Annotated in this window: 15 protein-coding genes and 2 pseudogenes; 4 read left to right on the top strand and 13 right to left on the bottom strand. The window is 70.3% G+C overall.

Annotated elements, in window-relative coordinates:
- Window positions 1-45: 45 nt before the first annotated feature.
- Window positions 46-1,197, bottom strand: a complete 1,152-nt coding sequence (locus ACZ562_RS29075; protein ID WP_471185004.1) for a branched-chain amino acid ABC transporter substrate-binding protein — start codon at window positions 1,195-1,197, stop codon at window positions 46-48.
- A 293-nt stretch (window positions 1,198-1,490) separates the two neighbouring features.
- Window positions 1,491-1,661 (bottom strand): hypothetical protein, encoded by a 171-nt coding sequence (locus ACZ562_RS29070; RefSeq protein WP_471185003.1) that lies wholly within the window; start codon window positions 1,659-1,661, stop codon window positions 1,491-1,493.
- Between ACZ562_RS29070 and ACZ562_RS29065 the strand changes: the two genes are divergently transcribed.
- Window positions 1,660-2,244: a 3'-5' exonuclease gene (locus ACZ562_RS29065; protein ID WP_471185000.1), complete on the top strand. Its 585-nt coding sequence runs from the start codon at window positions 1,660-1,662 to the stop codon at window positions 2,242-2,244. The genes ACZ562_RS29070 and ACZ562_RS29065 overlap by 2 nt on opposite strands.
- A 57-nt stretch (window positions 2,245-2,301) precedes the next feature.
- Here ACZ562_RS29065 and ACZ562_RS29060 read toward each other — a convergent pair whose 3' ends face one another.
- The 10 genes and pseudogenes from ACZ562_RS29060 to ACZ562_RS29015 all read right to left on the bottom strand — a co-directional run.
- Window positions 2,302-2,817, bottom strand: a complete 516-nt coding sequence (locus tag ACZ562_RS29060) for a GNAT family N-acetyltransferase (RefSeq protein ID WP_471184998.1) — start codon at window positions 2,815-2,817, stop codon at window positions 2,302-2,304.
- A gap of 680 nt (window positions 2,818-3,497) precedes the next feature.
- Complete coding sequence (locus ACZ562_RS29055) at window positions 3,498-4,937, bottom strand: hypothetical protein (RefSeq protein WP_471184996.1); 1,440 nt, start codon at window positions 4,935-4,937, stop codon at window positions 3,498-3,500.
- Window position 4,938: 1 nt separating this feature from the next.
- Window positions 4,939-6,363 carry a hypothetical protein gene (locus ACZ562_RS29050; RefSeq protein ID WP_471184994.1) on the bottom strand — a complete coding sequence of 475 codons (1,425 nt, stop codon included), beginning with the start codon at window positions 6,361-6,363 and terminating at the stop codon, window positions 4,939-4,941.
- Between the two features lies 1 nt (window position 6,364).
- Window positions 6,365-8,014, bottom strand: coding sequence for a hypothetical protein (locus tag ACZ562_RS29045; RefSeq protein ID WP_471184991.1), 1,650 nt, complete (start codon window positions 8,012-8,014; stop codon window positions 6,365-6,367).
- The gene (locus ACZ562_RS29040) at window positions 8,014-11,511 is read right to left on the bottom strand and encodes a hypothetical protein (protein ID WP_471184989.1); all 3,498 of its coding nucleotides are present in this window, start codon (window positions 11,509-11,511) and stop codon (window positions 8,014-8,016) included. The genes ACZ562_RS29045 and ACZ562_RS29040 overlap by 1 nt, the downstream gene beginning before the upstream one ends.
- A gap of 1 nt (window position 11,512) precedes the next feature.
- Entirely contained in the window at window positions 11,513-14,191 is a 2,679-nt protein-coding gene (locus ACZ562_RS29035) for a hypothetical protein (RefSeq protein WP_471184986.1), read from the bottom strand.
- Window positions 14,192-14,454: 263 nt separating this feature from the next.
- Entirely contained in the window at window positions 14,455-15,033 is a 579-nt protein-coding gene (locus tag ACZ562_RS29030; RefSeq protein WP_471184984.1) for a hypothetical protein, read from the bottom strand.
- Window positions 15,030-16,610, bottom strand: coding sequence for a hypothetical protein (locus ACZ562_RS29025; RefSeq protein WP_471184981.1), 1,581 nt, complete (start codon window positions 16,608-16,610; stop codon window positions 15,030-15,032). Before ACZ562_RS29025 ends, ACZ562_RS29030 begins: the two co-directional genes overlap by 4 nt.
- Window positions 16,611-17,189: 579 nt before the next feature.
- Window positions 17,190-17,345: a hypothetical protein gene (locus tag ACZ562_RS29020; protein WP_471185119.1), complete on the bottom strand. Its 156-nt coding sequence runs from the start codon at window positions 17,343-17,345 to the stop codon at window positions 17,190-17,192.
- Window positions 17,346-17,568: 223 nt separating this feature from the next.
- Window positions 17,569-17,634 (bottom strand): annotated as a pseudogene (locus ACZ562_RS29015) (hypothetical protein); the annotation flags it as partial.
- A gap of 672 nt (window positions 17,635-18,306) precedes the next feature.
- Between ACZ562_RS29015 and ACZ562_RS29010 the strand changes: the two are divergent.
- Window positions 18,307-18,555, top strand: a pseudogene (locus ACZ562_RS29010) (transposase); the annotation flags it as partial.
- Between the two features lie 119 nt (window positions 18,556-18,674).
- The gene (locus ACZ562_RS29005; RefSeq protein ID WP_471184979.1) at window positions 18,675-19,475 is read left to right on the top strand and encodes an alpha/beta fold hydrolase; all 801 of its coding nucleotides are present in this window, start codon (window positions 18,675-18,677) and stop codon (window positions 19,473-19,475) included.
- A gap of 63 nt (window positions 19,476-19,538) precedes the next feature.
- Here ACZ562_RS29005 and ACZ562_RS29000 read toward each other — a convergent pair whose 3' ends face one another.
- On the bottom strand, window positions 19,539-19,706 hold the full coding sequence (locus tag ACZ562_RS29000) for a hypothetical protein (protein WP_471184977.1): 168 nt from the start codon (window positions 19,704-19,706) through the stop codon (window positions 19,539-19,541).
- Between ACZ562_RS29000 and ACZ562_RS28995 the strand changes: the two genes are divergently transcribed.
- Window positions 19,705-20,995: matrixin family metalloprotease (locus ACZ562_RS28995; protein ID WP_471184974.1), on the top strand; the 1,291-nt coding region annotated here is incomplete at its 3' end. The genes ACZ562_RS29000 and ACZ562_RS28995 overlap by 2 nt on opposite strands.

Raw genomic sequence — 20,995 nt, 5'->3', positions numbered from 1 at the left:
CTCCCGTGCGCCTACCGCCGCCGGCGACGGCAGCCGGCTCACGGATCACTTGGTGAGGACGAAGTTGTCGTCCTTGACGACGAGGATGTCGAAGCCGCCCACGCTCAGCGTGTGCTGGATCGTGAAGTTCAGCGGCCCGGAGAAGATCTTGAAGCCGTCGATCTCTTCGAGCGCCTTGGTGAGGGCGTCGCCGTCGGTGGAGTCGGCCGCCCTGACGGCCTCCGCGGCGATGCGCACCGCGTCGTACGACTGCGTCGAGTACGTGCCGGGCTCGGAGCCGAACCTCTTCTTGTACTTCGCGACCCACGCCTCCCCACCGGGGATGGTCTGCGGCGTCTTGGTCATCGTCGCGAACACGCCCTGCGCGTTCTTCCTGCCGGCGATTTGGACCAGCTTGCCGTCGGCCGAGCCGTCCGCGACCATGATCTTGCCCTGGTAACCGGCAGCTCTGAGCTGCTTGATGAGCAGGCCGCCCTCCTGGTAGTAGCCGGTCCAGTAGACGAAGTCCGCCTTCGAGTCCAGCACGGAGTTGACGACACCGGAGTAGTCCGACTCGCCTGCCGTGACCGACTCGTGGTTGGCGACCTTGACGCCCAGCAGCCCCAGTTCGTCCCCTGTGCGCTGGGTGATGTCGGCCGAGTACGACGTGTTGTCGTCGATCAGGGCCACGCCCTTGCTGCCCTGCGCCTTGATGAACTTCGACGCGGCCTCTGCCTCTTGGATGCCCGTGCCGTTGATCAGGAAGACGTTCCGCAGTTTCTTCGCGACCAGGTCGGCGGAGTTGGCGGCCGGGATGAGCATCGGGATGTGCGCCTTGTTGAAGATGCTCAGCGTCGGCAGGGTCGCCGACGAACAATAGCCACCGACAGAGATGTCGATGCCGGCACTGACGAGCTTCGCGGCACCGGCGGCAGCCGTTTTCGGGTCGCAGGCCTCGTCCTCAACCGTGAGCGAGAGCTTTCGACCGTTGACCCCGCCCTTGGCGTTTATCTCGTCGACGGCGAGCTGGGCGCCGTTCTTCATGTACGGGCCGATGGCGGCCGAACTGCCGGTCAGCGGCGTCAGCATGCCGAGCTTGATGGGGCCGGAGTTCTTCTGTCCGGAGCTTTCCTGTGTGAGATTGCCGCCACATGCAGCGAGGGTGAGCCCGAGTGCAATGGCGGCCGCCGCCGTGGTGCCGCGACGAATCAGGGTCATGTAGTACTCCATCATGCGTGGTCCAACATCCGGTGGCCGAGGTCGCTCCGGAGCGTCAAACGCCACGCCATACAAACTGTGACATGGCATGGAGTGCGACACCGGAGGGAGCTTGGTGGTTCCTGTGGTGGACGCCTGGCTCTGGCTGCGTCATGTCACATCTGTACTGCGGTGTGTGACATTGCGCAGACCGTAGCTGCCGAGGCTGCGGGGTGGGAAATTCGCTGCCTCTTGTGATGGATGCGTGACCTTTGGGCGCCTCGTACCGCCGCACGGTCGGCACACGAGACCGCTCAGAGGGTGAAGCCCACCGAGTAGGGGTCCGCCGGATCGAGCATGTACTGCGGTTCCGGCGATCCATGGGCGGAGTCCGACGGGGCGAGGACGGTGTAGAGCGGGCCGGCGTCGGGGAGCCCCGAAAACCACGTGCTCCCGCCGCTGTGCCTCCCTACGCTTCTCACCATGAACAGCACCTGGACGGAGGACCTCGTCAACGTCGTGGACGTCGAAGCGACCTGCTGGGCCGGTTCCCAGCCGCCTGGCGAGGTCAGCGAGATCATCGAGATCGGACTGACCGTCATCGACCTGGGCGCCAACGAGCGCCTCGCCCGGCACCGGATCCTGGTGAGGCCCGCCCGGTCCATGGTCAGCGGGTTCTGCACGGAGCTGACGGGCCTCACTCAACACGAGGTCGACCAGGGGGTCACATTCGCCGAGGCATGCCGACTACTGGCGGCCGAGCACCGCGCCGGCGCCCGGCCGTGGGTCAGTTGGGGCGACTACGACCGCCACCAGTTCACACGGCAGTGTCAGGGCACACGGACGCCCTACCCCTTCGGCCGCCACCACACCAACGCCAAGGCTGTCTTCACCGAGGCGTACGGCCTGCGCAAACGCCCCGGCATGGCACAGGCCCTGAAGATCGCCGGGCGGCGGCTCGAAGGCCGTCACCACCGGGGCGAGGACGATGCCTGGAACATCGCGGCCCTCGTGCTTCACCTCTCTGAACGGGGCGTCTGGCCGACCGCGGTAGAACACCCCGCCTGACCCACCCGCCCGTGTCGGCGGTATCGCCCCGTCGGTGCGGACCGGCCACAGTGGCCGCTACAGCGGGATGCGCAGGTCGAGCACGGGCCCGGTGGCGTCGACCGGCGTCGCGTCCAGTCTCCGCAGGACGTGGAGCATCGGCTCGTTGCTCGCCGCCACCGCGGCGGTCAGTGTGTGGTGTCCCTCGCGGCGGGCCACGGTGGCCGCGTGTTCGGCGAGCGCGGTGCCGAGACCCCTGGCCTGCCACGCGTCCTCGACCAGGATCGCGAGTTCCCCCACCCCTTGCTGATCGGTGTGCATGACGTTGGTCATGGCGATGATGTGGTTCGCACGCCCGGCCGGAGTGGTCACGAGGGTGGTGCCGCGCTCCGGATTGGACAACTGGCGCCATTCGACGGGTGAAATCTGGGACTTTGCGGCGTGGTATCGCAGGGCTCGGCTGCCCAGTGAGCAGCGGCGGTGCAGTTCCTGGACCGGCGCCAGGTCGACGGGGGTGCCCTCCCGGGTCCGGGTGGCGGTGCCGTCGGTCAGCGTGATCGAGTGTGTGGCGTCTCGACCGCCGGCGTCGGGCATATGACGTTCTCCTCACATTGCGATCGTGACTGCTGTGTCGCGGGTCCCGCGACACAAGTGCGGCCTTGCTGCCGCAGAAGTCTTTCGCCGCCTCCGTTCCGACTCAAGGGGGCTTCGCGTCACGTCGATTGCGCTCAGCTTATGTTGAATCACTCAGAGAAACGGAAATGTGAAGGAGTCGTGGCCGTTGTCGCCGCCGATGCTGAGCATGGCTGGCGTCGCCGCCCAAGGATTTGCACGGAGGGCCGCCCGACCCTCGCAAACAGGACAGGCCGACGAACGTCCGTGCTTTGCGGATGAGACCAACTTCTCCGCGGGTGGGGACAGTCCTCGACCCGCCGGTGCACAGCATGAGGAGTCCTTCGACGCGGGTGCCGCCCCGGGTCGGGGGTCCGGGCCGGCAGTGGCGCGGGCGGCCGTGTGCGGGTGGGCTGCCGGTTGAACAGCAGGTCGCTGTCAGCGAGCTCCTCCTGCCACGCTTCGGGGAAGAGTCGGCAGGACGCGCCAGTCGGTCGGTGTGTCCGGGCCGATGCGGTCAGCGGCGTGGTGGGTGCGCTGGCGCGCTCCCACTCGTGTTCGGTGACGGCGGCCAGTTCGCGGGCGAGGCGGGCTGCGTCGAAGACGGGTGTGAGGCGGGCCGCCGAAGTGGCCCGGCTGGTCGCGCAGGACTGCGACCGCTGTCAGGGGTCGCTAGGGGGGCGGCGGGCCTCCCCGAAGTCCCACAGGCAGACGACGGACCGGTCGCCGTCCGCGGGTCTCGCCGGGACGTTCACTTCGTCGAGGAACGCAGGCAGGTCCCGCGGCCGGCCCGCCCACCTGTGTGCGAACCACTCCCCGAGATCCGGACGGCGCAGCAGCTGCCCCATGTGGGGGCTGCACACGGCCAGCACATCGCCCCGCCGGGTTTCGAACCGCGCGCAACGCAGTGCCAGCGGGGAGGCGGGCAGTCGCGCCTCCGCGGCGCCGCTGAAGACCAGCTGCCAGCCGTCGTCCCGCAGCCGCAGCACGGAGCCCTCGCCGACGCCGAACGCCACGTGCTCACGTACCCCGTGATCACCGAGGCGGGTCAGCAGCGCGGTGAGCGCGACCTCGACCGTCGCGTCCTTCCCCGCAGCGGCGTCGCCGACGGCGGGGGCGCCGGGGGCGGAGCCGCCCGCCTCGGCCCACGCCAAGAGCCGTACGGACCGGGCGACGGCCTGGACCGCCGTGCACAGCATGCCGCCCAGCTCACCGTCCTCCGCCTCCTCGCCGGCCGTGCCCGGATCGCGATACAGCTCGTCGCCGAGCTGACGGCTGTACCTGCCGAGTTCGGCGGTCAGGCTCCGGCAGGCCCGTTCCGCAGCCGACCGCGACCACGGCGCGCGCGGGGCACCTGCCGCGACCACGCTGAGCAGTGTGGGGGACGGGATCTCCTCCACCACCCGGAGCAGGACCGCGTCCCGCCGGTGCTCACCATCCTCACGCTGCCGATCGCCCCGCACGGACGCCGCCCGGACGGTCAGCGGACCCAGGTCCGCGCCGTCGACGGTGCTGTCGGCGGCCGCGTCCCTGCCTCTGGGGAGCGGTTGCGGCACGGTGGGCCCGAACGGCTCCCCGCCGGGCGGGTCCAGGGCCTCGGGCGTCTCTCCAGGAGCGCCGCCGCCCGCGGTGAGCCGCCCCACGCTGAGTCGCGCCGCGAGTCGCGCCTGTGCTTCCGCCGCCAGTCTGGCCTCCACCCGTGCTTCGACTTCGGCCGCCAGCCTCGCCTCCACTCGCGCTTCGACCCGAGCGTCGAATGCCGCCCTCAGCTCGGCCTGCAGTTGCGCCTTCAGTACGGGGAGGCGGGCCGACAGCCGCGCCGCGACATCGGCCTCCTTGCCGCTCTCCAGATCGGTGAGCCGCAAGCGGAGCTCGTGATGGCCGGCGAGCGCCTGTTGCCGCTCGTCACGGAGGGCGGCGAGCTGGGCTTCGTAGGAGCTGCGGATGCGCTCGAGGTCTTCCGGACCGGGCCCCGGAGGCCTCGGCGCCGGGAGGGACGCGGGGGGCCTGCGGTGGGTCCGCACGGCCAGTACGCCGAGCAGCGCCAGCGAGGCGAACAGCAGGACGAGCAGTGCGACCACGCCCAATGGTTCAATCTCCATGTCATCGCCCTTCCTCGGCGGCCAGCCGCCGCACGACCCGCTGGGCGAGCCCGGCCGTCGCGAAGGCCTCCAGATCATCCCAGGGGCCGATTCCGCCGCTTCCGTCGCCTGCGCCGCGTCCTGCCGGCCCTCCCGGACCACGGCCCGGTGCACCGGCGGCCGAGGCCTGCGCCCGGATGGGGGCCTGACGTGCGGTCACCTCACGGCATGCGACCCGGATGTCCCGGCACGCCGCCAGGAGCCGCCGGGCGGTCAGCTCCGGAACACGGTCGCGTGCCCCGTCGAGCAGCGGACACAGGACGCCGTCGGCCAGTGCCGCGGCGCCGGAAGCCACCCAGTCCGCGTCCGCCTGACGCACCGCGTGCGTCGGCCGCCGTACCGTGTCGTTGAGCAGTCGCGCCGCCTGTTGGGCCTCGGCCAGGGCGACGGCGTACAGCGGCAGCCCGTGCGCCGCAGGCCCGAGGGCCCGGCGGACGGGCCCCCGCAGCCAACCGCCCAGGTCGGCCATGCCCTGCGCGCCGCGCAGCCCGGACACCGTGGCGAGCAGCACGATCTGCGCATGCGGGAGCCGCCGTATCTGCTCCAGCAGCGTGCCGAGCTCACCGACAGCGGCGGGGGACCGCGTGTCCCCAGCGAGCGCGGAGGCGGGCACCGCGGCGAGCACGAGGTGCGCGGCGTTCATGACTTCCAGGGCCCGCCGGCGCAGCGCACGGAGGGCCGCGGGCCCGGCCTCGCCCGGCGACTGCACGGGCAGGTCGACGACCTCGATCCACAGGTCCTCCACGTCAGGTGGGGGCCAGGACAGCAGGCAGGCGCCGAACGGCGTGTGGATCTCTGCCGAGAACGCCGGAATCGAGGCCACCGTGGCGTCCAGGTCCGACGAGAACCGGCCGGTGGCCGCGAGGTCCTGGCAGCGGCGCCAGGTGCGGGCAACCTCGTCGGCGCCCGCGCAGCTCGGGGCGAAGAAGACCTGGCCGGCCGTACCCTCGTGGGCGCGGACACGGAGCCACGCCGCCGTCTCCGGCGCGGCGCGCAGTCGCTCGCTCAACAGGTGCGGCCGGGCGGCCAACAGCCGTGCAAGGCGGTTCAGCGCCGCGGCCTGACCGGGCGCAAACCGGAGTTCGGGACGCGGGACGCCGCCTGCGTAGACCACGGAGACCGGAAGAAGGTCCCCCTCCACGGACGGATCGGCGGCCCGCAGGCCCGTCAGAAGCGGTACCGGCCCAGGGCCGGGGCCGGTACGGACCACCGCCACTCGGACCGGCACCCGCCTTCCGGGTGTGGCGCCGAGCAGCGCCACATCGGCAGCCAGGTGCGGCGAGAACCCTGCGGCCCGGCCCACCCCGGACGCGGCGAGCGCGGCGCTCGCACGCACCCACCACGGACCACGCACAACGTCGTGGCCGGTCGGACGAACTTCTGTCATGTCACAGCCCGCCGGTCGCGGGCGGTGCGGAACGGCGGACCACCCGCCCCTTGAGGTCCGTCCGCTGTGCGCCGGTCCGGCGCAGCGGTGTCTGCAGCAGCCACATCACCAAAGGCCCCTGCCTCGCCGAGCACCCCATGTTGGGCTTGGCGCCGGTGTGTTCGAGGAGGTCGCTCTCCTTCCAGGTCTCCGGAGCCGCGACCAGTACGTGATCCGCCTTGCGCGCCAGGGGTCGCAGGATGTCCGCCACCTCCAGGCGCCACCGCCACCACCAGCTTCCGGGAGCGGCCGGGGGCCAGTGCAGCAAGGAGCCCAGCACCCCGTCGAGCCGGTGGGCGGGCCCGAGCCGCTCGTCGTCCGTCCAGTGGTCTCCGCGCAGCGCGTCGGCCGCGCCCTTCAGGTTGGTGCACAGCCTTTTCTCGTACGCCCTGCGGCGACTGCCGTCCCTGAGCGGGACAGCGCTGGGAGACATGCTCAGGTCGTCGACGGCACACAGCTCCGCATCCAGCCGGGCCAGGAGCAGGGCCTGCCCGGCCCGGACCGCCCAGGCGAGCCGGGGATCGTCGGGCGTCAGGACCTCGATGACCTCCGCGGTGAGGCCGAGTGCCTCGAGAACATCGGAGGGCGCGGCGGCTGCGGCACGCTGGAGGACGGCGGGGTCGCGCAACTCCAGGGGCACCGCGGTCTCCTGGCGCAGGCGGTGCGGTCCCGAGCCGCCACCGGCACCCAGGAGTTCTTCGGCACCTTGTACCGCCGGCACGATCACGGCCGGATCGTCATGTGACGCTTCGGCACCGAGGCAGTCCCGTACGGTCTGCGCCGCCCGGGTGTGCCATTTGGTGGCGTCCGGCAGTCGCAGCAGCGTCAGGTGCAGCGCCGTCCAGGCCGCCGCCGCTGCCTCGGCGGCCGGTGTCACGGCGCCGGCCGCGTCCCCCGGGTCGGACACACGGGAACCGAGGTGCTTGCCATGCCGCTTGGCTATCTCCGCTCGCAACTCGCCGAGCTGCAAGGCCCACCGGGCCACGGGCTCCGGCGCGGGGCCGGGGCCGGACCCAGGTCCGGGACGGGCTTCGGATTGCGTCTCGGCCTCCGCTTCGGGCACGGGCCGGGGTTCGGAGTCCGGCTCCCGGGCGGCCACGGTTTCGGATTCCGGCGCCGACTCGGACTCCGGTGTCCCGGATTCGGAGTCTGGCGCGACGTCGGGCCCTGGCCGGTGCCCGGGCCCCGCTTCCGCTTCCGCTTCCGGTTTCGGTTTCGGTTCGACTTCCGGGCCCGGTCCCGGACCTGGCAGGCCATTCCGGCCGGACACGCTGCCGGTGACGTCCTGGCGCGGCCCCACGCGCTCGGTCCCGTCCCACGCCGTATTCGCCGCGGATGCCGCGCCCGGCCCTTCGACGGGCATGCGCTTGGCCTCCGCGATCGCGAAGCCCAGCGCGTCACGTGCGGTCGTGGCACGGTTGACGACGGCGAATCCGTCGCCGAGGTATACGGTGTGCGGCCCCACCTTGCCCAGCTCCACGCAGCAGGCGTCCAGGGCGTCCAACAGGGCGTCGAGGGTCGCCGACGGCCCCTCCTGCAGGAAGGCGGTCACGGCCGCCGAGAACTCCTCCCAGTGACCGGCTGCCGTGGCCGCGGCTGCGTTGTCGGGCATCAGTGCCTCCCAGTCCACGGGTCCCAATAGGGGTTGAAATCCGTCGTGCCGCTGTTCATCGGCCGGTGCAGCACCCGCCCGGGGCGCTGCTCGACCTCGCGCAGGGTCTCGGCGGGCAGGTAGGGCACGGCACCGCGATGGAGCCGCAGCCGGCCATGGGCGTCCAGCGTCGCGCGGTGTTCGGTCCCGCCGGGCGCGGGGAGCCGGCCCAGGTACTCGGCTTCCCCCGTCTCCTCACGCAACAGGTAGAAGTGGTGGCCACCGTCGCGGGGCGGAGCGTCGACGACCGCCGTCCGGCCGGGCACGGGTGGCTCTTCGGAGTCCGTGGTGTCGTGGAAGAGGGCGCCGAGATACGCCTCCGTGTCCCGCGCCGCCGGGAACACCTCCACCAACTCCGGGCCGCCGGAGCCCGCCTCGCCCGGCGACACGCAGATACTGCCCGGCAGCGCCAACCTGCCCAGTCCGGCGTCGAATTCCAGACCCGGGCGCGCACCGTTCAGCTCCAGCGCCTGCCCGGCGACCAGCAGACGGGGAGTGCCGTGGCAGAGCAGGATGTACGGGAACAGTTCCTGGTCCAGCTCCAGCTGGTAGTTGACCCCGGTGCCGTCCTTGCGTCCCCACACCTCGGCGAGCGGCTGCGGCAGCGACTCGTCATGCGCGGCGAGGAACAGGTTGAAGCTCCCCCAGAGGATGGAGTCCCGGGACGACGTGGCCCGGTGCAGCATCACCATGTCCGTCAGCGGCCTCCAGCCCGTACGGACCCCTCGGCGGCCCCGTGCGTCGAGTTCGGCGAACGGAGTCCCGGCCCGCAGCAGCGTCAGTACGCTCGCACCGCCCTCGGCAGCCGCGCCGAAGTCGCTGGGCAGGCTGCTGAACAGCCCCTGGGTCCTGATGTCGAGTTCGCTCAGCCGGATCAACGGATCCGTGGCGGACAGCTCGTCCCGCCGCGCCAGGTGCCCCGCCAGCGCTCGTGTGGAGTGGGCCCAGGCGGCCCCCAGCGAGGTCGCCTGCTTGGCGATGTCGCCCCTTTCCACGGACAGCGCCGTCGGATTCCAGCCGAGGCGTAGCTGCGTACCGGCGTCGGCCTTGGTGAGGACGTCGGTCACGGTCTCCCCGACCTGGTCGAGGGCGCTGCTGCGGCCGGAGAGCACGACCTGGTCGAGGATCGGCAGGGGCTCTGGCTCCAGTCCCTTGGCGACCCGCTTGGCGTTGTCCTCGTGGACGTGGGCGAAGACGGTGCGGACGAGGTCCGCACCCATCTCGGCCGCCCGCCTGAGCACCGGATCCATCAGCTTGCGGAAGTCGGCCGGGTCGAGGATGACCTCCTTGACGTGGCCCAGCCGGTGCGGGGCCGCGTCGAGGATCCCCTGGACATCCGTCTTGGTGATGGTGAGCGTGTCGTCCGACGGCCTGTCGCCGTCCTGGCCCAGCGCGCACTTCTTGTGCTCGGCCAGGGCCCACAGCGACGAGAAGCGGCGCTTCAGCCCTTCATGTTCTTCCTCCGAGAGCTCCTCGCTGCCCCAGTTCGTCGGCAGGTGTTCGTCGAGCGTCAGCCGGACGTCGGGCGCCACGATCGTGCCGAGCGCGTCGGCGGCCTGCTCGGCGACCCGGGTGGACAGGGTGCGCTCCCCGAACTCGCTCGCCGTACCGGGGGCGGTCGGCGACGCCTTCGGCCGCAACTGGTCGACGAAGCACGCCTTGAGCCAGTAGAAGACCTGAAGGGTCAAGAGGTCTCCGCCCAGTTGCCCGTGCCCGGTCGAGCCGAGCAGCACGGGCTCCAGCCGGTAGTCACGGCCGGAGACGAAATGCTGCTCCTTCGTCAGGTCCGGTGTGCCGTCCACCAGGGCGAGGCGCAGCAGGGCGATGTCCGTCGTACAGCCGCCGATGTCGATGGCGAGCAGGATGCGATGCCAGGTCGGCGGGTCGTCGCCGACCCGCCGGGAGCGGGAACGCATGGCCTCCAGACCGAGGTTCTGGTTGTCGGAGAGTTCCCGCATCACGAAGAAGAGGCTGGCGGCCAGGCCCTCGTCGTAGTCCATGACCACCTGCGGAATGCCGAGACCGGCACGGACAAGCTTCTCCAGCCGGAGTTTGATCTCCGGCAGGATGGTCGTCGGGGAGGTGATGACCGCGGTCCGGACGGTGGGCCGTTCCCGGCCGGCCGGGCGGTGCAGGAGTTCCTCCGCCCGCTCCACCAGGCGCAGATACAGATGCTGGGCAAGATGGACCGCGCTCATGTCCGTGCCGTCGAGGGGAGGCGGCTGCTGCTGGAGCAGCGCGCGCTTGATGCCGGTGATCGCGGTGACCTCGCCAGCCCTCAGCGGACCCTGCAGGTCGAAGCGTCGCTCCTCGGGCGCCTGCCAGCTGGTGAACATGACCCCGCCGTCCGGCTCGACCCGGCCGATCCGGCTCTCGTGGAACTCCGGCGGCTGTTCGACCAGGGCGCTGGCGGGGGCCATGGTCCGTTCCCCGGTGCCATCCGTATAGTCCACCGGCCGCAGCCGCTGGCGGTCCAGCGCAGGCGCCTTCATGACGCGGGCGTATTCCTCGAAGAGCCTCGGCACCAGCCAGTCCCGCAGCGCGGGCCGGCCGTCCTCACACAGGGCCTGCTCGACCTTCACCATCAGGGCGTCCACCGCATGGGGGTCGTCCAGCCGGCACAGGGCCTGCCTGCCGGTAATCCGCTGCCCGCCGCGGCGGCCCAGGACGATGCCGCCGGACATGATGCCTTCCACCGCCTTCCGCCACTCCTCTGGCGAGTCGGCAGGAGGCGCCAGCAGCCTGCTGAGCATGTCCGCCAACGCCGCCGTCCGGCCGGGATCGACCAGCTTGTGGGTGATCCTCCCGAGGTCCCAGACGGTCGCCGTGGAGGCGGTGGAACCGAGGTCGACCGCGATGAACTGCTGAAGGCTGTCCATGCTGGGCTGCGGGGGCCGCAGCCTCAAAAATTCGTCGTCGGAGTCGGACTGCGCGGTGACACCCGCCGCGTCCGGCGGCTGTTCGCCGGGCGGGGCGAACTCCAGGGTGACGCTGCCGGCAGCGGTGGCCGTTCCCGCCGATCCGGTGTACTCCACGGACCAGTGGACGTCGATGCGAAGCTCCGGCGGCCTGGTTCCTGCGGAGTCCGCTGCACGGGGGTCGCCGTGGACCAGGCTCACCGGCAGCCCGGCCTCGCGGGAGAGGATGCGGGGCCCATCCACGCTGACGACCGTGTAGTCCTGGGGCGTCCAGACCGTCTCCAGGGCGTGGGCCACCTGCGCCGGTATGAGCACTCCATGCTCGGCGCGGACCTCGACACGGGGCGGCAGGTGCACGGAGAGGTGGCCCGAGGTGCCGGGTTCGCGCTCCACCAGCACCTCGGGGAGGGCATAGCCCTGATGGCCGGCGTACACACGGAAGTGGCGCCGGCCGAGGGCCACGACGCCGGGTGGTGCCAAGGCGGGGGACTCAGTCCCGGCAGGGCACGGGACGCGGAACGAGATCTCCAGTGCGCTCATGTCAGTCGACGCTCCATGCCTGGACGAGACGGTCGATCGGCCGTTCGGCGTGCGTGTCGTGCGTGGTGCCGTCGTCACCGTCCGGCGAGCCAGTGAGCTCCCCGGACCCGGATGGGCCTTCGGGCCGGTCCGCCGGGCCGCCGGCGGAGCCTTGCGGCGGGTCCTCCCGGGGCGGGGGCACGATGTCGCTCTCCTGGAGGAGGGCCGCGGACGCCCGGTCGTACAGCGGGACGAGGTTCTCGGCGACCGCGCCGAGCAGTTCACCCAGGTGGTCCGTGACCGCCCGGGCGGCGGCGACCGCCGCGTGCTGGCGCAGCTCCACCACTCGCAGCGGATGGCGCTCCCGCTCCTCGAGGTACTCCTCGAGGTCCCGCATCAAGTGGTGCCAGGACAGTGCGTGATGTGGCTGCGCGGGGAAGCACTGTTCGAGTTCCGCCGTGTCCCACGCCCGGTAGCCGAGCGCCGGCATCAGCTTCTCGACCGCCTTCGCGGGTACGAGCCCGTTCCACAGGTGTGTCAGGCGCGCACGTGCCTTCGCACCGTCGCCGGACCGTCGCATGTACAGCTCCGTCAGCACGGTGGCGGTGCCCGGGTCGGCGAACCATTCGCGGAGCGCGGCGAACTCCTGCTGCCAGTGGTCCGCCCAGTCCTGGCACCAGTCCCGCAACCCGTCGGTGCCGTTCCGGCTCCAGTGCTGGACCGTCTGCACGAAGTTGTCGACGAAGACGTCCGAACTATCCTCCGTCGGCTCGTCGGCGGCGGGTGCGCCGGCGGCCGCGCCGAAGTCGTAGCCGGGGGGTAGATCCTCGTCGTCCACGGGCTCGGTCACCGGCGGCCTGCTCTTGGTCACCAGGTGCCGCGGGTCCCGGTCGGCCCGCTCCAGCAGGTGGCGCCATTGCGTCCACTGGAAGACGTCCCGGTGCACCGCGGCGGCGGTCGCCGCCAGACTGGGCGGCGGGGCAGGGGCGTCCGAGGCCTCCGCGTCGCGGTGCGGATCCGCCGTGGCACCCCCCACCGGCGATGAGCCGGGATCGAGCGGTGTGCCGGGATCCCGTACCGCGTGCAGGGCCGGACGCACCTGCCGGTCCAGCAGACGGCGCAGCTCGGCGAACCTCTCCGCGATCTCTCGGTAGACGGCGCTGTCGCCCGCGGTGGCGCGGTGCACCTGGCGTTGCAGCGTCAGCAGAGCCGCGTCGAGCCTGCGGCGCGAGGCCTCGGCGCGTTCCAGCTTCTGCGCCACGCCGTTCTTGCGGACGTGGTCCTCGATCAGGTTGCGCAGCAGGCCTATGCCCCCGTCCTCGTCGTACGCGCGTAGCCGCGGCGTCCACGGATTGGCGGACTCCGTCTCCTCCAGACGGGCCGCGATGGGTTCCCACTGGCGGGCACCGACGGGCGGTAGCGTGCCCATGGCCTTGCGGACGCGGTCGCGTGTCTCCTCGGTGAGATTGGTGTACGACAGCTCGTAGCGGCGGATCGCGGGAATCGGCGAGGTCACCACGATGCCGTCCTGGCGGCCCCGGACGTATTTGTTGCCGTGGACGTGGATCCCGTTGAGCTCGTCCGCGTGCCGCAGCAGCTGGAGCATGGGGAGTCCAGGACCCGGCACGGAGGCTAGGGACGGAAGATGAGTCCGGTCGAAGACGTTCGCGGCCACCAGTGCGGCGTGGGCGAGGGCCTCCGGAGTGCGGCCGTCCTCGAGGAGCATGTCCCAGAACTCGGACGCGCCTTTGGACTGCGGGCGGGAGGCGAGGACGACCAGCAGAATCGTGTGCACGTCCACGAGTGCCCGCCGGCTCAGGGACTTGTCCCTGCCGTAGGAACCCGCGGCGCCGATCCCGGGGAAGTCCAGCAGCTGCACGGGGTGTTCGGTCAGCAGGCCGCCCAGGGGCCAGCGGTCGGGTGACACCGTGACCTCCTGGACCACCCGCTCGATCAACGGGAAGCTGTGTCCGAGCGCCTCGGGGTCGCTCTTGACGCTCTCGCGGTCGAACGGCTGGAGCACGGGCTTGGGCGGCGCGGGGGGAGTGAGCCTCTCCGTCGGCAGTTTCAGGGCCTGGTCGGCGATCGCTCGTTTGACGGTGACGCGCTGTCCGAGAACGCCCTCTCGCTGCTGGCTGAGGAACGCATCCCTGATCCGGCACAACTCGGCCACGGTGTCCCGGTGGGTGTCGCCCACGGCCTCGGGCGGTACGGGGCGGGGGGCGGCGCCCGGCGGGGCCGGCCACAGGCACGGGTACCAGCTCTCGAAGCGTGCCCAGCCGCCCGGATCGGTCACCGGGTCGTATCCGCCGAGCGCCTTGCCCGCGCCCAGTGCCGGGTGCCGCTCGTCCAGTTTGGTGATCAGGCTGGAGAGGATGTCCTGTACGCAGCGGCTGAGCTGTGACTCGGTCAGATAGCGGACCTCGATCTCCTCGGCGGCGCCGGTCGGGCCGCCGTGCTCGCCTGCCTTGAGCGACAGCACGGTGATGTTGCCGGTGGTGGCACGTTCCTCGACGGGCAGAAGGTCGGGGCTGCCGAGGAGGGTCCCCAGCAGCAGAGACTTGCCTACGGAGTACTCTCCCACGACGCCGATGGTGACCGGGGACGTGGCCCGCTCCCACAGCTCCCGGGCGGCTTCCCGGACGCGGTCCCGGGCGGCGTGGCACTCCGGGGTGTCCGGCATCTCCTGGTTCTGAAGCATGACTTGGACGTCTTTGACGTACCGCTGCAGATCGGCGAGACCGACGGGCGGGGCCGCTGGGTGACGCGCTGCGGCCGGGGCGGCTGAACGGGGCATGGCGACTCCGAGGTGAGTGCGGTCGAGAGTGGGGCGGTGGGGTGGTCGGTGGGGACGTGGGTCGGTGGTGCGTGGGTCGGTGGTGCGTGGGTCGGTGGTGCGTGGGTCGGTCGTGCGTGGGTCGGTCGTGCGTGGGTCAGTGGTGCGTGGGTCAGTGGGGCAATGCGTCAGTGGAGAAGGAAGAACAGCTCGATGCGGGCGGTGCCGGAGGCCACGCGTCGGTCCGTGTTGTGGTAGCCGCGGATGATCTTTTCGTCGTAGGGCGGGAAGAACCGCGGGGCGGCGGAGGGGAGAAGCCTGGCGACGGCTTCCGCGTAGGCCGTGCTCGATTGGGTGTCGACCGCTCCGCCCGGCAGTCGCCCCGCGTTGCCGAAGACCATGACGAAGGCGGCCCGTTCGCCGCGGAACTTCCTCACCTTCCGGGCGACTTCACTCTTCAGGCCGGTCACGGCCGACTCCGAGCCAGTGATCAGGGCCTCGGGATCGGTGTGCACGGTGATCGACTTGGTGACGGGGTCCAGTCCGCCGCTCGGTGGGGCTGGAGGGTCTGGGGCCCGGGTGGGCGCCGAGGTGGAAGGTATGGGGGTGGTCGGCGGTGTGCAGGGAGGGGAGGGCGACCGGTCGCAGGGGGCCGGGCCGGACCTTGTCCAATCCGTCCCGCCCAACGCCACCAGGACCATGACCAACAGCAGATCCGCGAAGAGCCAGCCCGCCAGGTGCGCTACCGGCAGCCCACGCCTGCTCACCGGTCCTCCTCGGTCGCCGTCTGCCGGGTCCGGGGATCGTCACCAGGCTCTGGCTGGGCCGGATGCCGTGGGGCGCCTGTGCCGGGGGCTTCGGCGGGGGGCTGCTCATCCCCGGACGCGGGCTGACTCAGGACCTTCGTGGGCGTGGTGCGGGGCCGCAGCGGCGCGGAGGGAGGCACGTCCGGGGTGTCCGCGACCGGGTGGGGTGTTGTCGGGGTGTTCGCGACGGACCGCAGTACGTCGTGCAACCGCTCGACCGCTTCCAGCAGACGGGTGTGCATCCGGGTCTGGCCGTCCTGTTGGGCGGTGCCCGCGTTCCGCAGCTCCGCCATGCGCGCCGCCAGCTCCGTGCTCAGAGCGGTCACCTCATCGCGCAGGGCAGCGGCCAGGGCCGCGATCGCCAGGTCGTAGGCGCCGCCGATGCGCTCGGCCCCCTCGGCCGCGGCGCTTTCGAGGGCGGCCGGCAGCTGCGCCACGGTGCGGTCGAGACCGCTCAGCGTCGCGTTCAGAAGCTTGGTCGACTCGGCGCTCGATGCCCGCACCGCGTCGAGGGATTCGGTCACCTCGTTCACGGCCCTGCGCATCCACTCCGCCGCGCGGCCGGCCGCCTCGCCGTCCCGCTCCCGTGCCTCGTGCGCGGCCTTGTCGATCCGTTCGGCCGTCGACTGCCCGGCCGCGCCGATCCGGTCGGCAGCGAACTTCCCCGCCGCGCCGATCCGGTCCGCGGCCAGTTGTCCGGCCCGGTCCACGCTGTTCGCCATCGCGGCGCCGGACCTGGCCAGCTCGTTGGTCAGCTGCTGAGCCCCGGAGGCCACTTCACCCGCCGCCTGCGCGGCCGAGTGCACCGACCGGCGTACGTCCGACGTTCCCGCGCGCAGCTCCGCGACGGCCGACTCCAGCGCCTTGACGGCGTCGAGGTGCTGCTCGGCAGCCGTCGCCGCACGCGCAAGCAGGGTGTGAGCGCTTTCCTGGACGTCGGCCGCCTGGGTCAGCAGCGTCCGCAGGCCCGCCGCGGCGCCCCAAAGTTCCTCGGCGAAGCGTGCGGGAGAAGAGTGTGCGGCGCGTGCGGCCAGCGCCTCCACCTGGGCGAGCGCCCCGGACAGACGTTGGACGAACAGGTGCCGTTCGGTCTCCTCAGCGCGGGCCCACAGGCGGCTCAAGACGGTGCCGGCCATCAGGGCGAGAAGGGCGACGACGGTGTAGACGACCATCATGTCGAAGCGCAGTAACGGCCAGAGGTTGCCGTCGAATCCCTGCTGCCAGAGTGTGAGGAACGAGCCGGACGGGCCGGTGCCGCCGTCCGTGCCCGCATCCGATTCGCGCATCTGCTGGTACGCGTACGTGGCTGCCCCCAGCCCCGCCCAGGTGACCAGCAGCGGGACGAAGACGAGCACCGAGGGCAGCGCGGAGATGCGTCGCAGCCGCCGCGCCCGGCCCGATTCGGCCGCGGCGGGTACGGTGAGCGAGTCCGGCCCGCAGTACGCGGCGACCAGGCCGCCGCCGGCCCACAGGCACAACTCGTCCTGGTTGCCGGTCCGTACCGCGTCGGCGAGACGGCGCAGCGCGTCCGCGTGCACCGCGCACCGCGGATGCCCGGCGAGATCGTGCAATTCGGCCGCGAGGCGCTCGGGTTCATGGTGCGTGGGGCCCGCTTGCGAATGCCCGTTCCCTCCGGCGCCTCGGAGACCGTCCCCGCCGGTACGCGTCGGCGACAGGCGCCATTTCTCCAGCCAACCCATGGTGCTCCCCCCGGCCGGGCCTGGACACGGTCAGAAATATGCCACCGCTCGGACGAGGAAAACCAGTCATGGTGCGGAAATGAGCGGGCGGATCCGCGATATCCAGAAGGAGCGCGGGAGCATGGGAGCCGACATGTATGCCGGGACGGGAGGGAGCAGGTTGGCAGATGAGGAATTTGCTGACAGCGGATGCCCGTTCGGCCGATGAAATCGGCTCCAAAAGTGTCAATGAATGACCGTAATGTGATCGAAGTGATCAGAGGCGGTCGGTGAATCCACAGGCATGGTCTATTCCGCCGATCGCCGAGCCGCCGCTACGGTCGGCAATCGTTGTTCCGCCTCGTGCGGAATACGAGAGAGGGGGAAATCTTGTTCGACATCTCGCCGGACATGGCAATGGGCAGGGCTGATGCGTTCTCAGGCTGCGAGATCGAGTAATGCGGCCGCGTGGTCGGGGCGTGACCGGTAGTGGTCGGCGGCGGCAGCGATGTTCGTCCAGCCTGCCTGGCGCATCAGTCCGATGGCGAGGTTGCGCAGGGCGGCCATGCTCCGAGGCGCGGTCCCGGTGCGCACGCGTGAGGCGTCCTCTGTAAAAGTCACGTCTCGGACGTGGTTCAGGGCTTCCACTGACCGGTGTTTCCTGTACGAGTTGGGCCAGTTGGGCGAGGGTGGTCTGTTCGGGCGTGAGGCTGGTGACGGTGTAGACGGTCTTCATCTCGACCTTGCCGGTCTTCCCGTTGGCGTCGCCCATCGGCAGGCTGGTCTTGGTGGACACGATCACGTGGTCCCTGCGGCCTTTGATCGCTTCGGCCAGCACCTCCTCGGACGCGCCGCTGGAGTAGACGTCGGCCGTGTCGAACATCGTGACCCCGGAAAGTGCACCGGGATGTCAAGCGACGGCCGTGACCACTCCTGCGTCCACATGCCCCCGGACGGCGACTCGCGGAGCATGGTTGCCCTGGGCGCCGGTGAGTCACCTCACCCCGCTGAGGCGCGCGGCGGGGGAACCGGGGGCGTGCGCCGGGAGTGGATGAATTCAAGTAAATCCACCGGCCTTTGGCCCGAACCCGGGGACGTTCACTCATGCGCCTTCGCACCGCCACCGTCAGCGCCGTCGCACTCGTCCTGGGCCTCGGCCTTACCGCGTGCGGCGACTGGTCCGACCCCGCAGACATCGGTGCCGTCGACGCGTGTACCACCGAGATGACGACTGTACGGTCGGGATGCAGCGGCTGCCGGGTGAGGCGGACTGGAACATTGATGGGGTCCGCGATGACCTCCGGAGCTTCGTCGTGGAGAGCATCAGCGACGCCACGCGGTGCTGATCGGTGACGACACCGGGCTTGCGGTATCACCGCTGGCACTTGGCTCTACTCCTCCGAGGTCAGCGCTGGCTGGTCACGCAGAGCCCGGGCCTCCACCATCACTGCTTGTGCCTCGTGGGGACGGCGGGCCTCGCCGAGATGAACGGCAAAAAAGGGATCTGCAGCGCGAGCCTCCCGGCGGGATCGACACCGAGCCGGACAAACACGGGCTTGGACGCTCCCGCGGCGGTCTGACCACGAAGATCCACCTTGCGACCGAGCAGGGACTGAAGCCGCTGTCCCTGTTGATCACCGCCGGGCACCGGCACGACAGCCCGCAGTTCCAGCCGGTCCTCGAACGCATCCGCGTGCCCCGCACCGGCCCCGGACGACCACGCACCACCCCCGACAAGGTCCGTGCCGACAAAGCCTACGGCTCCCGCGCAAACCGCTCCTGCCCGCGCAGACGCGGGATCAGGCGACACTGTTGGTCGCAGCCGTCAACGAGTGAGCTGTGACCAGCACCTCCGCGACAGACCCTGTTGCATCAGCGCCAGGCGGACGCACGCGTGTTCCGGAGCAAGGGCATCATGGGGCGATGAGCGAGAATCGAACCCCGACGGCGGTGCTGCTGCACGGCTGGCCGGTCACGTCCGACCACTGGCGGCACCTGATTCCGGCACTCGATGCCGCCGGCATCAGCGCGGTCCGGGTAACGCTTCCCGGGCTGGGCACCGTTCCCGACTCCGGCGTGACCGACTTCCGCAAGGCGGCACTTGCCGACGGGGTCCGGGCACGGCTGGCACAGGAGGGCGTCACCCGCTTCGCTGTCATCGGTCACGACTGGGGTGCGACGGTCGGATACCTCATCGCGGCCCAAGCACCGGAATCGGTCAGTGGGCTCGTGGTCGAGGAAGAGATCCTTCCCGGTGTCGATGTCGAGATTCCCGAGGCCGGCCGGGACTGCTATCCATCCTGGCACGGCCCGTTCAACCGGACGCCCGGCCTCGCGGAGAAGCTCGTGCCCGGCCGGGAAGCGGCGTACTACGGCACGTTCCTGGAACAGAGCGCCGGACCAAGCGGCCTCGGCCCAGACACCCTTCAGGCCTACATCGAGGCGTACAGCACTCCAGGCGTACTGGACGCCGGGCTGGCCTACTACCGCACCAGGTCAGAAGATGTCCATGACATCCAAGCTCTTGCCATCCAGCCGATTTCTACGCCTGTCCTGGCGGTCGGAGGCAGACACGCGATGGGGACGGCTGTCGCGGACGGAATGGCCACCCTCGCCACCGATGTCACCCCACTCGTCCTCGAGCAATCCGGCCACTACCCCGCAGAGCAGGAGCCGGACAGCGTGAACCTCGCGATCGTGCAGTTCCTTCAACGGCACTCTTGACCCTCGATACCGTGCTCCAAAAGCGGATCTTGAGTTATCCATGCACTTTCGAAATAGGCCCTATCAGGACTCCGTCAGGTTGCTCAGTTTCTCGGGTTCGTGATGGTGGTGGGCGTTCTGGGCAGGGGGCGGTGCCAGGTGGTGCTGGTGCCGGTCCAGCAGTTCGGTAGCCTGCTCTACCTCGGCGGTGTGAAGTGGTGGCGTACTGATGCCGGGCGCGTACAGAGCCATGCTCTACGCCGTTCCGCGTATGTTTCACTTTGACAGCAGCCGGCTGTCATGTCGTCGGTCGGATGGCCTCGACGGTGAGAAACCCAACTGCTTCACTTCACTCGACGCTCCGCTGCATGCGCATTTGAAGCGCAGGTTTAGCGGTACTCGAGAGGCCTCGATTGCGTTTGAGGCCCGTGAGCATCTGGGGGATTCGTTGACGGAGTTACCAGAGGTGCGAAAAGTCGCGGACGCGCCGACGGCAGCAGCTGGCGAGAAATCATCAGCTCTGACACTTGTCCAGGACTACCTGGTTCGGTTTGGCTATCTCTCCTCATCCGGGGAAGGGTCAGCACCGGCAGTCGTACAGGCCATCTTCACCAGCACGGCGGGTCTTCCAGGTCCCTTCGATCCCGGAGTCCTTGACGAGCCGACGTCGCAGGCGTTGCAGGCTTTTCAGCGGTTCAACGGGATAGCTGTTTCCGGCGAGTTCGACGAGGTGACCCGGGATGCGATGAGCCAGTCGCGCTGCGGAATACCGGATGTTGCAAGCGGGCTGGCCTTCTCGACAGCCTGTTCCTGGGGGAAACGCGATCTCAGTTTTGCATTCGATGTTGGAACTGACGACATCGCGGGCGACGATGAACGGCAGGCGGTGCGCGCTGCCTTCCGCACCTGGAGTGCGGCAACTGCGATGTCCTTCACTGAAGTGCCGCTGCAGCCCGGGCCCGTCGACATTGTGGTTGGCTGGCGCCCGGCAGCTGACCCAGATCACGACATGCGCGGCGGGGTTCTGGCTCATGCTGACTTTCCTCCGGACTGCGGTGCTGTCACCGGGCGGAGGCTTCCTAAGCCTCTCCACTTCGACGACGATGAACATCGGTGGTCCGTTGGGCCCGCTCCGGAAGCTTTCGATGTCGAGAGCGTCGCTCTCCACGAAATCGGTCACATCCTCGGTCTTCTGCACACCCGCGTGCCAGGCGCTGTCATGTTCCCGCGGATTCCTGCCAATGCGGTGAATCGGGTGCTGACCTCGGATGACATCAACGGAGTCAGGCAGCTGTATCCACCGTTCTGGAGCAACTGGTCCAGTCTGGGTGGGGCGCTGGCTGGTGATCCTGCCGCGGGCGTGAACCGCGATGGTCGGCTTGAGGTCTTCATCCGCGACAACAGCGGCGCCATGGTCCACAACTGGCAGACCAGCCCGGGCGGAGGATGGCACGGCTGGTATCCCATGGCAGGCGGCTTCACCGGCAACCCCGCCGTGAGCATCAACCAGGACGGCCGTCTCGAAGTCTTCGCACGCGGGG

The sequence above is a fragment of the Streptomyces sp. NPDC040410 genome, from assembly GCF_055595715.1.
The sequence above is the reverse complement of the archived record's forward strand: the minus strand, read 5'-3'. Positions and strand labels throughout refer to the sequence as shown.

Coding starts and splice junctions, on each gene's coding strand:
- ACZ562_RS29070 (WP_471185003.1), bottom strand. CDS start 1,661: ATGGTGAGAAGCGTAGGGAGGCACAGCGGCGGGAGCACGTGGTTTTCG.
- ACZ562_RS29055 (WP_471184996.1), bottom strand. CDS start 4,937: ATGGAGATTGAACCATTGGGCGTGGTCGCACTGCTCGTCCTGCTGTTC.
- ACZ562_RS29040 (WP_471184989.1), bottom strand. CDS start 11,511: ATGAGCGCACTGGAGATCTCGTTCCGCGTCCCGTGCCCTGCCGGGACT.
- ACZ562_RS29045 (WP_471184991.1), bottom strand. CDS start 8,014: ATGCCCGACAACGCAGCCGCGGCCACGGCAGCCGGTCACTGGGAGGAG.
- ACZ562_RS29035 (WP_471184986.1), bottom strand. CDS start 14,191: ATGCTTCAGAACCAGGAGATGCCGGACACCCCGGAGTGCCACGCCGCC.
- ACZ562_RS29000 (WP_471184977.1), bottom strand. CDS start 19,706: ATGGCTCTGTACGCGCCCGGCATCAGTACGCCACCACTTCACACCGCC.
- ACZ562_RS29050 (WP_471184994.1), bottom strand. CDS start 6,363: ATGACAGAAGTTCGTCCGACCGGCCACGACGTTGTGCGTGGTCCGTGG.
- ACZ562_RS29060 (WP_471184998.1), bottom strand. CDS start 2,817: ATGCCCGACGCCGGCGGTCGAGACGCCACACACTCGATCACGCTGACC.
- ACZ562_RS29005 (WP_471184979.1), top strand. CDS start 18,675: ATGAGCGAGAATCGAACCCCGACGGCGGTGCTGCTGCACGGCTGGCCG.
- ACZ562_RS29075 (WP_471185004.1), bottom strand. CDS start 1,197: ATGACCCTGATTCGTCGCGGCACCACGGCGGCGGCCGCCATTGCACTC.
- ACZ562_RS29065 (WP_471185000.1), top strand. CDS start 1,660: ATGAACAGCACCTGGACGGAGGACCTCGTCAACGTCGTGGACGTCGAA.